Here is a 13,508-nt window from a genome sequence, read left to right as displayed (position 1 = left end):
ACTCGGTCCGAGGTCATGGTCCGCAGTCAACCGCCCCGGCCGTCGACGATCCATAGCTCGATCTCGCTGATCCATGTCCCAGCGTCTACGCTCGGTCCATGGACGCGATCGCGGGGCTGCTCGACGGGCCGCGGGCGCGCGGGGCCTTCCTCCTGCGCTCGTCGATGGACCCGCCGTGGGCGCTCCGCGTCCAGGACGAGGCCCCGCTGACGCTGATGGCCGTGGTCCGCGGGAGCGCCTGCGTCCTGGCGGCGGGCCCGACCGGCGGACCGGGGTCGCGGGCGCCGCTGCGCCTGGCCGCCGGCGACGTCGCGATCCTGCTGGGTCCCGACCCCTACGTCGTCGCGGACGACCCGGGCACCGCCCCGCAGGCCGTCATCCACCCCGACCAGCGCTGCACCACGCCCGACGGGGTCGAGTTCGAGGCGATGCGTGAGCTCGGCGTGCGGTTCTGGGGCAACGCCCCGGACGGGGAGACGGTCCTCCTGACGGGCACCTACGGCCTGGAGGGCGAGGTCAGCGGCCGGCTGCTGCGGGCGCTGCCGCCCGTCGTCGTCCTGCGCGACGGCGAGTGGGACTGCCCGTTGATCCCGCTCCTGGCCGACGAGGTCGTCAAGGACGCACCGGGGCAGGAGGCCGTGCTCGACCGCCTGCTCGACGTGCTGCTGATCGCCGTCCTCCGCGCGTGGTTCGCGCGGCCCGACGCCGATCCGCCGGGGTGGTACGCCGCGGCGGCGGACCCGGTCGTCGGGCCCGCGCTGCGGCTGCTCCACCACGAGCCCGCTCGCCCCTGGACGGTCGCGGCACTGGCCGACGAGTCCGGCGTCTCGCGCGCGGCGCTGGCCCGGCGCTTCCACGCGCTGGTCGGCGAGCCGCCGATGGCGTTCCTCACCGGCTGGCGCCTGGCCCTGGCGGCCGACCTGCTGCTCGAGCCCGGAGCCACCGTCGGGTCGGTCGCCCACGAGGTCGGCTACGGCAGCGCCTTCGCGCTGAGCACCGCGTTCAAGCGCGTCCGCGGGGTCAGCCCCAGCGTCTGGCGGACGCGGGGGACGGTCGATCAGGCGGCCGCGGGATCCGGGTAGAGCGCCGAGAGCGGTGCCGACAGGCCCGCCCGCACCTGGCGGCTGGTGTCGTCGACGAGCACCTCGTCCTCGTCGGCGCGCAGCCCCGCGAGGAGGGCGTCGGACACCGCCGAGACGTGCACCTTGTCGCCCTCCAGCCCGGCCGTCAGGTCGGTGTCGACGTAGCCGACGTGCACGCCGACCACCCGGGTGCCCTGCTCGCGGAGCTGCAGGCGCAGGGCGTTGGTCAGCGACCACGCCGCGGACTTCGTGGCCGAGTAGTTCGACAGCTGGGGCATCGCGAACCAGGACAGCGCCGAGAGCATGTTCACGACCGCCCCGCCGCCGTTGCGGGCGAGGATCGGCGCGAACGCCTGCGCGACCCGCAGCGTGCCGTAGTAGTTGACGTCGAACTCCCACCGGGCCTGCTCGAGGTCGATGTCCAGGGGCAGCGCGGGGGCCCCGACGCCGGCGTTGTTGATGACGAGCTGGACGTCCCCGAGCTCGGCGGCCAGCGCGCGGACGCTCGCGTCGTCGGTGACGTCGAGCTGCACGGCGACGACGCCGGGGTCGGTCACCGACGCGGGGTCGCGGGCGCCGGCGTAGACCTTGGCGGCGCCGGCCTCGACGAGGGCGCGGGCGAACTGCTTCCCGATCCCGCGGTTGGCGCCGGTGACGAGTGCGGTGATGCCTTCGAGCTGCATGGTGCTGGTCCAGTCAGTTGCGTGAAACGACTCGCTCAGGACCATACACATCGCCCGACGCGACCCCGGGGCGGCGGCCGTGCCGTGTCCCAGGACCGCGATCCACGGCGTGCAGATCGGGGACGCGGTGTCACGCAGGCGCGACCCGTCCCGCTGAGCCCGCCCTCAGAACGCGACGCCGGCGCGGTCCTGGACCGAGCCGATCGGCACGACCCGCTGCCCGAGCGGCAGCAGGCTGACCGGGATCAGCTTGAAGTTCGCGATCCCGAAGGGGATGCCGATGATCGTCAGGCACAGGAAGGCGCCGGTGAGCAGGTGCCCGAGCGCCAGCCACCAGCCGGCCAGCAGCAGCCAGATGACGTTGCCGATGCCGGACATGACCCCCGCGTCGGCGGCCGGGACGACGGTGCGCCCGAACGGCCACAGGCAGAACCCGGCGATCCGCAGCGCGGCGATGCTGAACGGGATCGTGACGATCGGGACGACCATGATCAGCGCCGCGACCGCGTAGCCGAGGGCCATCCAGAAGCCCGCCAGGAAGAACCAGACCAGGTTGAGCAGCAGGCGCATCGGCCGAGCCTACGGCGGAGGGCTGAACGCGAGGTCAGGGGCCGAGAAGGTCCCGGGTCGGCGCGGCGGGCGGACCGCCCGGGCCGCGTCCTGCCCACCGCCGGTGCTCAGGTCCCGTGGTGCACGGCCTCGATGCCGTTCCCGTCCGGGTCCCGGACGAAGGCCCCGTAGTACCCGGGGCCGTAGGCCTCCCGGATCCCCGGGGCGCCGTCGTCCTGGTGTCCGGCGGCGAGCGCCGCGGCGTGGAACGCGTCGACGGTCCTGCGGTCCGGGGCGGGGAACGCGACGTGGACGTTCTCCGTGCGGGGACCTGCGTCGGCGACGAGCGAGAAGGTCCCGCCGCCCTCGCCGTCGCGGACGTAGGAGACCCGTTCGGGACGGTCCGTCCCACGGCGGATCGGGGTGTGCGGGGCGATGGCGTCGTAGAACGCGCGGGCCGCCGCGACGTCGGCGACGCGCAGCCACAGGTGGTCGACGTTCCCGTCGGTCCGCCGCCCGTCGCGGTGGACGGCCTCGACGCTGATGCCGTCGGGATCGCGGAGGAACGCCCCGTAGTAGCTCGGGGAGTAGTCGCGCGGCCCGGGCGCGCCGTCGTCCGGGAACCCGGCGTCGACGCCGGCGTGCCAGAACGCGTCGACGAGCTCCCGCGACGCGACCGAGAACCCGACGTGGAGCCCGCGCGTCGCCGGTCGTTCGCCGGTCGCGACGGCGATCGAGAAGTCGTCCCACTCGAGGAACCCGTCGTCCCCGGTGGGCGCCGCGATCCCTGCCGCCCCGAGGACGCGGCGGTAGAAGTGCTGCGACGCCGGGTGGTCGGTGACCCGGATCGTGACGTGGTCGAACACGCTCAGGTCCTCGCCGTCCTGCGCTGGTCCGGCACGGGATCAGGCCGTGCTCTTCGCGGACCGCTTGCGCTTCGAGGTTCCGGAGCCGCCGGACCCCGTGCCCCCCGAACCCTTCCCGCCCCGCGCCTTGGCCAGGCTCTCCTCGAGCGCCGCCATCAGGTCCTTCGGGGCCTTCTGCGCGACGGGCTCGGGCTCGGGCTCCGGGATCTGCACCTTCCCGCTCCTGCGCTTCTCGTCGATGAGCTTCAGCAGGCGGACGCGGTGGCAGTCGTCGTAGCGCGCCGGCCGGAACTCGTCGGTCAGCTCGCCGATCAGGGCGACGGCGTCGTCGACCTCGCGCCTGCTGGGCCTGCCCGTCGCCCCCTGGGGGATCGCGTCGATCTCGTCGGGGGAGCGCAGCTCGTCGGCGAAGCGCATCGTCGTGAGCGACAGCAGGCCGTCCTGCTCGCGCAGCGCGACGAGGTACTCCTTCGCCCGTAGGACGATCCGCCCGATCGCGACCTGGCCGGCGCTGCCCATCACGTCGACGAGCAGCCGGTAGGCGCGGACGGGGCCGGCGCCGTCGCCCGCGGGGAGCAGCCAGTACGGGTGGTCGAAGTACACCGGGTCGATGTCCTGCAGGTCGACGAAGAGGTCGATGTCGACGGTGCGGGTCTTCTCGGGCTGTGCGGCCTCGAAGTCCTCGTCGGTCAGGACGACCATCTCTCCGTCGTCGGTCTCCCAGCCCTTCGCGATGTCCTCCCACGCGACCTCCTCGCCGTCGGTCGAGGCGACGCGCATGGTCTGCACCCGCTCGCCGGTGTCCTTGTGGACCTGGTGGAAGCGGACGTCCTGGTCGCGCACCGCCGAGACGAGCTGGACGGGGACGTTGACGAGACCGAAGCTCAGGGAGCCGGTCCAGAGGGAGCGCGCCATCAGGAACCCGCCTTCTTCGTGGTGGTCTTCTTCTTCGCGGCGGGCTTCTTCTTCGCGGCGGCCTTGCGCGACGTCCGCTTCGACGCCGACGACTCGGGCTTCGCCTTCGTCGCGGACGGCTTCTTCTTCGGTGCGGCCTTCTTCTTCGGTGCGGCCTCGCCCGACTCGGCCTTCTTGGCCGAGGATGCCTTCGCCGAGCTCGAGTCCTTCGTCGCCTTCTTGCGCTCGGCCACGGTCCTCCGCTTCGGCCTCCCGCCCGCCAGGCTCGCCTCGAGCGCGTCGGCCAGGTCACCGCCCTCCTCGGGCCGGCGCTCGGCCTTCCGGGGCTTCTGCCCCTTGCGCTTGCGCTCGATGAGGTCCATCACCGCCTCGCGGTAGGTGTCCTCGTGGTCCTCGGGCGTCCAGTCGTCCTGGAGCATCTCGACGAGCTTCCCGGCCATCTTCACCTCGCGGTCCCCGGGCTTCTTGTTCAGCGTCGGCACCTCGAGGTCGTCCTTCTCGACCAGCTCGTCGTCGAAGCGCATGGTCTGCAGGCCCAGGGCCCCGCCCAGGGGCCGGACGGCGACGAGGTTCTCGCGGGAGCGCAGGACGAAGCGCCCGATGCCGACCTTCCCGCTCTGCTCGAGGGCGGCGAGCAGCACGCGGTAGGCGTGGTCGCCGCCGTCGCGGACGCCGACGAGGTAGGGCTTGTCGTAGAAGACCGGATCGATCTCGTCGGCCTGGACGAAGTGCTCGATCGCGACCACCTTCGGGTGGGTGCCCTCGGCCGCGGCGATCTCCTCCTTCGTCAGCAGGACCTGCTCGCCGTCCTCGTCGTAGGCCTTCTCGATGTCCGCGTAGGCGATCTCGTCGCCGGACTCCGCCCCGATCCGCTTGTGCTCGATGCGGACGCCGTCGGTCGCGCGGACCTCGCGGAAGCGCAGGGTGTGCGGCGTGATGGCCGAGAACAGCTTCACCGGGATCGCCACCGATCCGAAGGTGATGGTGCCGTTCCAGAGCGAGCGGGCGGCGGTCATGGGTCCCGACGACTACCCCGTCGGGGCGACGGGCACCACGGCTGCACGACGCCGCCCACCCCGGACGGGACACCCCGGGACGCAGCGCCGGGCCGGCGCGTCGGATGCGCCGGCCCCCGGGGCGACGGCTAGGACCGCGGCTCGCGCTCCTCGAGGTCGACCCACGCGCCGTCGGTCCGGCGCGCCTGCGCCCGGGTCAGCTCGCCGACCCCGCCCGAGTCGATCTGCACGAGGACGTCCTCGCCGCCGGGGAGCGTCGTCCGGAGCTCCTTCTCCCCGTAGAACACGTTCGTGTCGTCGACCTGCGCGTCGTCGACGTACAGCCGGACGCGGTTGAGGGCGAGCAGCTTCTTGTCGAACTCGACCTCGACGTCGTGGCCGTCGACCGTCGCGCCGTAGCGCTTGGTCTTGTAGCCGTAGTACCGATCGGACATGCGTCGCCTCTCGTTCGGGTGAGCCCTGGTGCGGGTGCCCCGCGCGTACCCGCGGTCCCGGGCGACGACACCGCCGCGGTGCCGTCCGGCCCTAGAGGTTGAGCTCCGGGAGCCGCTGCTCCAGCGTGGTCAGCGGCGCGAACAGATCGCCCCGCTCCGCGACGCGGGCGAGCACCCGGTCCGCGAGGAACACGAGGGTCTCGGGGTCGTCGGAGCGCTCGCACGCCTCGACCTCGTCCCAGTCCACCGGGGTCGACACGGAGGGCCGTGGCCGGGCGCGCAGGGAGTAGACGCCGATCGTCGTCTTCGCCTGGTCGTTCTGGCTCCAGTCGATCAGGACCTTCCGGTCGCGCAGCTCCTTCGCCATCTTCGAGACGACGAGGTCGGGCAGGTGCTCCTCGAGGAAGCGGGCGAGCCAGCGCGCGAACGGCTTGGTCTCGCCGTAGGACGCGTCGTCGGCCAGCGGCGCGTAGAGCTGCAGGCCCTTCGAGCCCGAGGTCTTGCAGAACGCCTGCAGCTCGAACCGCGCGAGCACGTCGCGGACCGCCAGCGCCACGCGGCAGCAGTCGACGATCGATGCGCCCGGTCCGGGGTCGAGGTCGAAGACCAGCGCGCGCGGCCCCGTCACGCCGTACTCCGCCTCCGGCGCACCGAGCGACAGCGACGGGTGCAGCTCGATGGCGGCCAGGTTCGCGGCCCACAGCAGCGTCGGCAGGTCCTGCACGAGGACGAAGTCGACGGTGCCGTCCTTCCTCCCGTGCGGCACGGTCGTGGTGGCGACCCAGTCAGGACGGTGCTTGTCGGCGTGCTTCTGGAAGAACGCCTTCTCGTCGACGCCGTTGGGATAGCGCTTCAGCGTCATCGGACGATCGCGCCAATGGGGGAGGGCGATCGGGGCGATCGCCGCGTAGTAGCGCAGGACGTCGGCCTTCGTGAACCCACCCGGGTAGAGCGGCTTGTCGAGGTTGGACAGCTTGAGCGTGCGTCCCTCGACCTCGATCTCGACGCTCTTGCCGGACGCCGGGATGAGCCGGTCGGGCTCGACGTCCGGTCCGTCCGGCTCCGGGGCGTCGGGGACGACGGGCGGGTCGGGCTCCGCGACGACGGCCGCCTCCACGGGCGCGCCCGTCTCGGGTCGCCCGCCGAGCGCCGCGGACAGGACGTCGTCGGGGACGTGGTGGGGGTCGGCGGACGCGGGGGCGTCCGGTGTCGGCGCGCCCGTCGAGGGGGTGTCGCCCTTCGACGTCGATCGGCCGCCCGACGTCGTCGCCCGGCCCGGCCCGGCCGTCTCGTCCGCGTCCACCGCGGGCCCGGTGGTCGCCGGCGTCTCCCGCACCACGTCCTTCGCGTCCTTGTCGTCCCGCAGCCCCTGGAACGCGCCCTGCCGGACGGAGCCGTCGCTCGTCCACTCCGCGAAGCGCACCTCGACGACGAGCGACGGGGTGCAGAAGCGCGCCTCCCGCGGGGGCTGTCGGCCCTCGAAGGGCGAGGTCTTGCGCTCGAGGCGCTCGAGCTTCGCCGTCAGCGCCTTCAGGGTCTCCTGGTCGAACCCCGTGCCGACGCCGCCGGCGTAGCGCAGCGCCCCGTCCGCGTCGTGGACCCCGAGCTGCAGCGACCCGAGCACGCCCTTGCGGCCGCCCTTCCCGGGCAGCCACCCGCCGACGACGAACTCCTGACGCATCTCGTTCTTCACCTTCAGCCACGCGTCGGACCGTCGTCCCGGGCGGTAGGTCGCGTCCGTGCGCTTGGCGATGACGCCCTCGAGGCCCTGCTCGGCGGTCGCGGCCAACAGCCCCTCGCCCTGCCCGACGTACGCGCCGGGGGTCTGCCAGTGGTCGCCGTCCAGCCCGAGCTCCTCGAGCGCCGCCCGGCGCTCCGTCCACGGTCGGTCGACGAGGGAGTGGCCGTCGAGCCAGAGGAGGTCGAAGACCATGAGCGTCACCGGCCGCTCACGCGCCAGGCGCTTCACGTGCGCCCCCCGGGCGTGCATCCGCGACTGCAGGGCCTGGAAGCTGGGCCGGCCGTCGTCGTCGAACGCGACGACCTCGCCGTCGAGGATCGCCTCGTGCGAGGAGAGCTGCCGGTTCAGCGCCCGCAGCTCGGGATACGCGCCCGTGATGTCGTTGCCGGCCCTCGAGAAGAGGTGGAAGCGCCCGGGCTGCGACCGGATCATCGCCCGGACGCCGTCCCACTTGACCTCGAACGCCCAGTCCTCGGGCCGCCGCGGCAGCTCGCCCGGCTTGGCGAGCATCGGCTCGATCGCGTCGGGCATCTCCTCGGCGGACTCGTCGACCGGCGCATCCATCCGGTGGATCATCCAGTCCTTCGGGTCCTTGCCGGCGTGGAAGAGCGCGTACCTGCCCGTCAGTCGCCCGCCGGAGAAGACGACGATGATCTCGTCCGTCCGCCACTTCTCGACCTCGAACGTCCCGGCGTCCCAGATCGTCATCTCGCCGGCGCCGTAGTTGCCCTCGGGGATCGTCGCCTCGAAGTCGAGGTACTTCAGCGGGTGGTCCTCGGTGTGGACGGCCTTGCGGTTGTGCTCCGGATCGGTCGGGATGCCGTTGGGGATCGCGAAGCTGACGAGCGCGCCGTCGTGCTCGAGGCGCAGGTCCCAGTGCAGGCGGGTGGCGTGGTGCTCGTGGACGACGAACCGCGGGGCGTCGCCCGCCACGACGTCCTCGTCGCCCGACGGCTCCGGGGTGTCGGCGAAGGAGCGCTTGCGGCGGTAGTCCTGCAGCGGCTCGGCCATGGTCGCTCCGTTCTACCCGCAGGACCGGGGCCCTGCACGTCGGGGGCGCGTACGGGGGCGGTGACCGCGCGTGCCAGGATGGGCCGGGTGCCGTCCCGCCCGACCCGCGACGTCGTCCTGCTCGCCGCCGCGATCGCGCTGTTCTCGCTGAACCTGCGCCCCGCGCTCGTGGCGGTCGGGCCGCTCGCGCCGCAGCTGCGCGCCGACACGGGGCTCAGCGCCGCGTCGACGAGCCTCCTGACGACCCTGCCGCTCGTCTGCTTCGGGCTGTTCGCGACGCTCGCCCCGCGCTTGGGCCGGCGGATCGGGCTCGAGCGGGCGCTGCTGGTCGCCCTGCTCCTGCTCGTGGCGGGGACGGCCCTGCGACTGGCCGTCCCGACCGCGGCGCTGTTCGCCGGCTCCGCGGTGGCCGGTGCGGGCATCGCGATCGCCAACGTCCTGCTGCCCGGGGTGGTCAAGCGCGACTTCCCACACCGGACGGGGCCGATGATGGCGCTCTACTCCGTGGCGCTCAACGGCGGCGCGGCGCTCGCCGCGGGCGTCACGGTGCCCCTGGAGGACGCGCTGGGGCTGTCGTGGCGCACGGCCCTGGCGCTCTGGGGCGTCGCGGCGCTGGCGACCGCGCTCCTCTGGCTGCCGCAGGCCCGGGCGACGCCGCCGCGCTCGGCCGGCCCGTCCGCGCACGCCCGCGGCGTGTGGCGCTCGCCCGTGGCGTGGGCCGTCGCATTGTTCATGGGCCTGCAGTCGCTCGAGTTCTACGCGCTGGCCGCCTGGCTGCCGACGATCCTGCGCGACGACGGCATGTCGGCGTCCACGGCCGGCCTGATGGCGGCGCTGATGAGCGCGTCGGGCATCGCGGCGTCGCTCGTCGTCCCCGTCGTCGCGGCCCGGTCCCGGCGTCAGCGCGGCCTGACCGCCGTCGCGGCCGTCGGCTTCCTCGTCGGACTCGTGGGCCTCCTGATCGCCCCGGCGGGCGGTGCTCTGGCCTGGGTCCTCGTGCTCGGCCTCGCGCAGGGGACCGGCATCAGCCTGGCGCTGACCCTCTTCGTCCTGCGCTCGCGGACCGCCGAGGCGGCGGGCGAGCTGTCCGGCATGGCGCAGACCGTCGGCTACCTCATCGCCGCGGCGGGACCGCTCGGGGCGGGGGCGCTGCACGACGCGACGGGGACGTGGACGGCCCCGCTGCTCGCCCTGCTCGTGGCGCTCGGCGCCTTCGCGGTCGCCGGGTGGCGGGCCGGGGCGGACCGGACGATCGAGGCGCCCGTCCCCGGCGGTGGGCATCCGCCGGTGGGCCCGGCACCGCCCGCCGCGGCCTAGAAGAAGTCCGAGGCCACCACGACCTCGATCCACGCCGACACGACGATCACCGGGACGGCGACGACCGTGCAGGCCGCGACGGCGGCGAGCAGGTCCTTGTTGCGGTCCTTCGCCTCGAGCCACAGCACCGCGGCGAGCGGCAGGAAGACCGCGATCAGCTCAGGGACGGCGTGGGGGAGCAGCCGGACGAGGATGCCGGCCTCGCCGTACTGCCCCTGCGCGGCGACGCTCGCCAGCCCGTGCCCGAGGTTCAGCGCCTGCTGGAAGATCGAGAAGACCGTCAGCGCGACGACCATCAGCAGCGCGGGTCGCTGGGCGTGGCGGTGGATCCAGCCCTGCACGCCGGACAGCTCGCCGGCCTGGATCGGGATCGAGCGGCGGACGAGGTACGTGGCGAAGCAGACGAGCAGGTGAAGCAGCAGGACCGTGAAGTTGCGGCCCAGGACGAAGCCGAAGTCGACCCACCGGGCGCTGGGATCCGCGGCGATCAGCGCACCGCCCGAAGGGTCCGCGGGGGTGGTGATCGAGACGATGTAGGTCGCCAGCAGCAGGATCGCCGAGACGACGGCGCTGAGCCCGACCCAGGGCAGCAGCTGCGACGGCCGGTGCAGCCACGACGACAGCGCGGCGCGGGTGTCGGCGACGGCGGCGTCCCGCGCCGCGAGGCGCGCGGCGGTCACTTCGTCGGTCGCGGCCATGCCGGGATGGTATTGACCGCGGTCCGGTTGACGTGTGAGTTCATCGTCCACCGGGCGTCGGGTCTCGAGCGCCGCGTCGCTGGACGCGTCGGGTGGACGGGCCCCGGGCGGCACCGGCACGCTCGACGCCGGGTGGACGCCGGTGTCGTCCCGTCCGTGTCGTCCGTCCGTGTCGCCCGGGTCACGGGCAGAATCTCGGCGACCACCCACCCTGGAGCCCGATGAGCACCACCGCCCTGCAGATCACCGGCGTCGACTTCGTCACGTTGCCCGCGCTGGACTTCGACGAGTCGTTCCGCTTCTACGACGAGACCCTGGGCCTGGAGTTCCGCACCCGCTGGGGGTCGATGCCCGCGGCCGAGTTCCAGGCGGGCAACCTGACGATCGCGATCATGGAGCCCACGGCGTTCGGCCAGGAGTTCGCGCCGCACCGCGTCCCGCTCGCCCTCCAGGTCGCCGACGTCGAGGCGGCCCGGGCGCACCTGGAGTCCCTGGGCGTCCGCTTCGTGTCGGGCCTGATCGACAGCGGCGTCTGCCACCAGGCGATCTTCCTGGACCCGGCGGGCAACGCGCTGGACCTGCACCACCGCTACGCGCCGCCGGCGGGCGCCTGAGCGGGACCACGTGGGGGGCGGCGGATCCGGTGCCGGACGGTGGCACCCGATCGACCGGACCCCGTCGGTGGATCGCGGGCGAGGGACCCCGGGAACGAGAAACGCCCGGAGGACCGGGCGCTTCGCTGCAGGCGGGGGATGGAGGAATCGAACCTCCCGTTGCGGTTTTGGAGACCGCCGTGTTACCGATACACCAATCCCCCTCGCGGCCGGGGATGTTACCCAGCCGGGGTCGGGCGGCGTCGGCTCGGGGTGCGGCGGGCCCGCTCCCTCAGCGCGGCAGCGCGCAGCGGGTCACCTGGTCGCTGCCGCTGACCGCGATGACGAGCGTCGTCGCGTCGCCGAGCTGGGAGTCGTACGAGCCCTGGCGTGCCGCGTCGCACCAGATCTCGGCCTGACCGGCGTCCGCGGCGGTGGTGCGGGCGGTGCCGTCGGACCGCAGGGTGATCGACGGCTGGTCGCCCCCGGTGGTCGGCGGCGCCTGCTTCGTGACGGTCTCCGTGGGCGGGGCGACGCCGCCGCTGGGCTCCGTCGCCGTCGACGTGACGGTGGTGGCCGGCGGGACGACGACGGTCTGCTCCGGGCCGGTCGTGGTGGCGGTCTCGACGGCGGGGGTCGTCGCGGTGGCGGTGGCGGCGGGCGGGGCCGTCGTCGTGGCGTCGGCGTTCTCGTCGCCGTCGGATCCGCCGCACCCGGCGAGCGCGAGGACCCCGGCGGTCAGGAGGGCGAGGGAACGGGTGTTCGGGCGCATGTCCAGGTGATATCGCGAACGACGGACGGGCTGCACCGCGCCTTGCACGCGGTCGGCGTCGTTCCCCGCCGTCGCGCCGGGCCGAGGGCGACCGCCGCGAGGCTCTCGCGGACGGCGCGGACGGTGGCCGCGCAGTGGGCAGGGGCCCACCGCCGCCCGCCGCCTACGATCCAGGGGTGCCGGGGACACCCTCCATCCGGCCCGGAGGCCCGGGTCCGGTCCACGCGTGAGCGACGCCGCCCCGCAGGCCACCCGGCGCGGCTGGGTCGTCGCCGGGCTGATGGCGACGCTCGCGCTCTCGGCGCTCGAGGGGACGATCGTCGCGACCGCCGCGCCCCAGGTCGTCGGTGACCTCGGCGGGTTCGCGTCGTTCGGCTGGGTCTTCTCGGCCTACCTGCTGACGCAGACCGTGTCGATCCCGCTCTACGGCAAGCTCGCCGACCAGTACGGGCGCAAGCCGGTCCTGATGATCGGCATCACGATCTTCCTGGCCGGCTCGGCGCTGTGCGCGTCGGCGGGGAGCATGGCGGCGCTCATCCTCTTCCGCGCGGTGCAGGGCGCGGGCGCCGGGGCGATCCAGGCGACGGTCCAGACGATCGCCGGCGACCTCTACGCCGTCGAGGAGCGCGGCCGGATCCAGGCGCGGCTCTCGAGCGTCTGGGCGACCTCGGCGCTGGCCGGCCCCGTCCTCGGGGGCGTCCTCGCCGACGGGCTGTCGTGGCGGTGGATCTTCCTGCTGAACCTCCCGGTCGGCCTCGCCGCGATGGCGATCCTCTGGCGCCACCTGCACGAGGACGTGGAGCGCCGGCCGCACCGCATCGACGCGCTGGGCACCGCGCTGATCTTCCTGTCGGCCGGCAGCCTCGTCTTCGCGCTCCTGCGCGGCGGCGTGTCGTGGGGGTGGCTCTCCGCGCCGAGCCTGCTGATCCTCGCCGGGTCGGCCGCGGCCGCCGGCCTGGCGATCGTCGTCGAGCGCCGCGCAGCGGAGCCCGTGATGCCGCCGTGGGTGTGGCGCCGCCGCGTCTTCTCGGGGGCGAACCTCGGCATGGGCGGCCTGGGGCTCCTGTTCGCCGGTCCGTCGATCGTGCTGCCGCTCTACGGCCAGCTCGTCCTGGGGCTCAGCGTCGCCGTCGCCGGGCTGCTCCTGGCGAGCATCCTGATCGCCTGGCCGATCTCGTCGACCCTGTCGCCCCGCCTGTACCTGCGGTTCGGCTTCCGCCGGGCGGCGATGCTCGGCGCGACCCTCGCGCTGGTGGCGTGCGCGGCGTTCGTCGCGCTGCCCGGCGAGCCGCCGACCGCCGCGGTCCTGGCGATCGGCGCGGTCCTGGGCGCAGGCTGCGGCCTGCTGTCGGTGCCGCTCGTCGTCTCGGTGCAGTCCGCGGTGGGCTGGGAGGACCGCGGCGTGGCGACGAGCACCGCGATGTTCACCCGGGTCCTCGGCCAGAGCCTCGGCGCGGCGGTCTTCGGGGCGATCACGAACGCGACGCTCCATCACCGCCTGGGGGACGCCCCGGCGGACCTGCGCGCCACGCTGCCCGCCGACGTCGACGACATCAGCCGCTCGCTGCAGCACGGGGGAGACCTCGACGACCGCGCGGCCGCCTACCTCGGCACCGCGGTGTCCGCCGCCACGGAGCACGTCTTCGTCGGCCTGGCGGTCGTCGCCGGTCTGACCCTGCTGGTCCTGACGTTCGTCGTGCCGCGCGTCCCGCCGCCGGTGCCGGACGGGTCGCCGCAACCGGGGAGCGCCGGCGACTGAGGACGCCGTGCGGACCGATCACCGCAGGGGTGGGCACACCGCCCCGGGACGCGATGCGGTGGGGCGGCCGAA

General features: G+C 73.9%; 13 protein-coding genes, 1 tRNA gene and 1 pseudogene. 4 read left to right on the top strand and 11 right to left on the bottom strand.

Going from position 1 to position 13,508, the window contains the following annotated elements; translation table 11 throughout:
* Positions 1–98 precede the first annotated feature (98 nt).
* Positions 99–1,082, top strand: coding sequence for an AraC family transcriptional regulator (locus Q7T67_RS11725; RefSeq protein WP_304789373.1), 984 nt, complete (start codon positions 99–101; stop codon positions 1,080–1,082).
* Here the strand turns inward: Q7T67_RS11725 and Q7T67_RS11720 are convergent.
* From Q7T67_RS11720 to ligD, 8 genes and pseudogenes are all read right to left on the bottom strand, one after another.
* Positions 1,058–1,765: an SDR family oxidoreductase gene (locus Q7T67_RS11720; protein ID WP_304789371.1), complete on the bottom strand. Its 708-nt coding sequence runs from the start codon at positions 1,763–1,765 to the stop codon at positions 1,058–1,060. The genes Q7T67_RS11725 and Q7T67_RS11720 overlap by 25 nt on opposite strands.
* Before the next feature lie 165 nt (positions 1,766–1,930).
* Positions 1,931–2,335 (bottom strand): YccF domain-containing protein, encoded by a 405-nt coding sequence (locus Q7T67_RS11715; protein ID WP_304789368.1) that lies wholly within the window; start codon positions 2,333–2,335, stop codon positions 1,931–1,933.
* Positions 2,336–2,442: 107 nt separating this feature from the next.
* Complete coding sequence (locus Q7T67_RS21220) at positions 2,443–2,859, bottom strand: VOC family protein (RefSeq protein WP_370695392.1); 417 nt, start codon at positions 2,857–2,859, stop codon at positions 2,443–2,445.
* A pseudogene (locus Q7T67_RS21215) lies at positions 2,860–3,180 on the bottom strand (VOC family protein); the annotation flags it as partial.
* Positions 3,181–3,219: 39 nt separating this feature from the next.
* Positions 3,220–4,095 (bottom strand): Ku protein, encoded by an 876-nt coding sequence (locus Q7T67_RS11705; protein ID WP_304789362.1) that lies wholly within the window; start codon positions 4,093–4,095, stop codon positions 3,220–3,222.
* Positions 4,095–5,111 (bottom strand): Ku protein, encoded by a 1,017-nt coding sequence (locus Q7T67_RS11700; protein WP_304789359.1) that lies wholly within the window; start codon positions 5,109–5,111, stop codon positions 4,095–4,097. The genes Q7T67_RS11705 and Q7T67_RS11700 overlap by 1 nt, the downstream gene beginning before the upstream one ends.
* 128 nt (positions 5,112–5,239) lie before the next feature.
* The gene (locus Q7T67_RS11695; RefSeq protein WP_304789356.1) at positions 5,240–5,545 is read right to left on the bottom strand and encodes a hypothetical protein; all 306 of its coding nucleotides are present in this window, start codon (positions 5,543–5,545) and stop codon (positions 5,240–5,242) included.
* 91 nt (positions 5,546–5,636) lie between these two features.
* Complete coding sequence (gene ligD / locus Q7T67_RS11690; protein ID WP_304789353.1) at positions 5,637–8,297, bottom strand: non-homologous end-joining DNA ligase; 2,661 nt, start codon at positions 8,295–8,297, stop codon at positions 5,637–5,639.
* A 78-nt stretch (positions 8,298–8,375) separates the two neighbouring features.
* Here ligD and Q7T67_RS11685 point away from each other — a divergent pair, with 78 nt between their 5' ends.
* Complete coding sequence (locus Q7T67_RS11685) at positions 8,376–9,614, top strand: CynX/NimT family MFS transporter (RefSeq protein ID WP_370695391.1); 1,239 nt, start codon at positions 8,376–8,378, stop codon at positions 9,612–9,614.
* Here Q7T67_RS11685 and Q7T67_RS11680 read toward each other — a convergent pair.
* Positions 9,611–10,312 (bottom strand): stage II sporulation protein M, encoded by a 702-nt coding sequence (locus tag Q7T67_RS11680; protein ID WP_304789347.1) that lies wholly within the window; start codon positions 10,310–10,312, stop codon positions 9,611–9,613. The genes Q7T67_RS11685 and Q7T67_RS11680 overlap by 4 nt on opposite strands.
* A gap of 221 nt (positions 10,313–10,533) precedes the next feature.
* Between Q7T67_RS11680 and Q7T67_RS11675 the strand changes: the two genes are divergently transcribed.
* Positions 10,534–10,926, top strand: coding sequence for a VOC family protein (locus Q7T67_RS11675; protein ID WP_304789344.1), 393 nt, complete (start codon positions 10,534–10,536; stop codon positions 10,924–10,926).
* A gap of 132 nt (positions 10,927–11,058) precedes the next feature.
* On the opposite strand, the gene Q7T67_RS11670 is transcribed toward Q7T67_RS11675, so the two are convergent.
* A tRNA-Trp gene (locus Q7T67_RS11670) sits at positions 11,059–11,129 on the bottom strand.
* Positions 11,130–11,197: 68 nt separating this feature from the next.
* Positions 11,198–11,677, bottom strand: coding sequence for a hypothetical protein (locus Q7T67_RS11665; RefSeq protein WP_304789341.1), 480 nt, complete (start codon positions 11,675–11,677; stop codon positions 11,198–11,200).
* Positions 11,678–11,903: 226 nt separating this feature from the next.
* On the opposite strand from Q7T67_RS11665, the gene Q7T67_RS11660 reads away from it, so the two are divergent.
* Positions 11,904–13,436, top strand: a complete 1,533-nt coding sequence (locus tag Q7T67_RS11660; RefSeq protein ID WP_304789338.1) for an MDR family MFS transporter — start codon at positions 11,904–11,906, stop codon at positions 13,434–13,436.
* The last annotated feature ends 72 nt before the right edge of the window (positions 13,437–13,508 follow it).

It is taken from the genome of Patulibacter sp., assembly GCF_030655195.1.
Taxonomy (GTDB): domain Bacteria; phylum Actinomycetota; class Thermoleophilia; order Solirubrobacterales; family Solirubrobacteraceae; genus Patulibacter.
Note: the sequence above shows the minus strand (reverse complement) of the source record. Positions and strands in the feature narration are given on the sequence as shown.

Coding starts and splice junctions, on each gene's coding strand:
- Q7T67_RS11725 (WP_304789373.1), top strand. CDS start 99: ATGGACGCGATCGCGGGGCTGCTCGACGGGCCGCGGGCGCGCGGGGCC.
- Q7T67_RS11720 (WP_304789371.1), bottom strand. CDS start 1,765: ATGCAGCTCGAAGGCATCACCGCACTCGTCACCGGCGCCAACCGCGGG.
- Q7T67_RS11715 (WP_304789368.1), bottom strand. CDS start 2,335: ATGCGCCTGCTGCTCAACCTGGTCTGGTTCTTCCTGGCGGGCTTCTGG.
- Q7T67_RS11705 (WP_304789362.1), bottom strand. CDS start 4,095: ATGGCGCGCTCCCTCTGGACCGGCTCCCTGAGCTTCGGTCTCGTCAAC.
- Q7T67_RS11700 (WP_304789359.1), bottom strand. CDS start 5,111: ATGACCGCCGCCCGCTCGCTCTGGAACGGCACCATCACCTTCGGATCG.
- Q7T67_RS11695 (WP_304789356.1), bottom strand. CDS start 5,545: ATGTCCGATCGGTACTACGGCTACAAGACCAAGCGCTACGGCGCGACG.
- ligD (WP_304789353.1), bottom strand. CDS start 8,297: ATGGCCGAGCCGCTGCAGGACTACCGCCGCAAGCGCTCCTTCGCCGAC.
- Q7T67_RS11685 (WP_370695391.1), top strand. CDS start 8,376: ATGGGCCGGGTGCCGTCCCGCCCGACCCGCGACGTCGTCCTGCTCGCC.
- Q7T67_RS11680 (WP_304789347.1), bottom strand. CDS start 10,312: ATGGCCGCGACCGACGAAGTGACCGCCGCGCGCCTCGCGGCGCGGGAC.
- Q7T67_RS11675 (WP_304789344.1), top strand. CDS start 10,534: ATGAGCACCACCGCCCTGCAGATCACCGGCGTCGACTTCGTCACGTTG.
- Q7T67_RS11665 (WP_304789341.1), bottom strand. CDS start 11,677: ATGCGCCCGAACACCCGTTCCCTCGCCCTCCTGACCGCCGGGGTCCTC.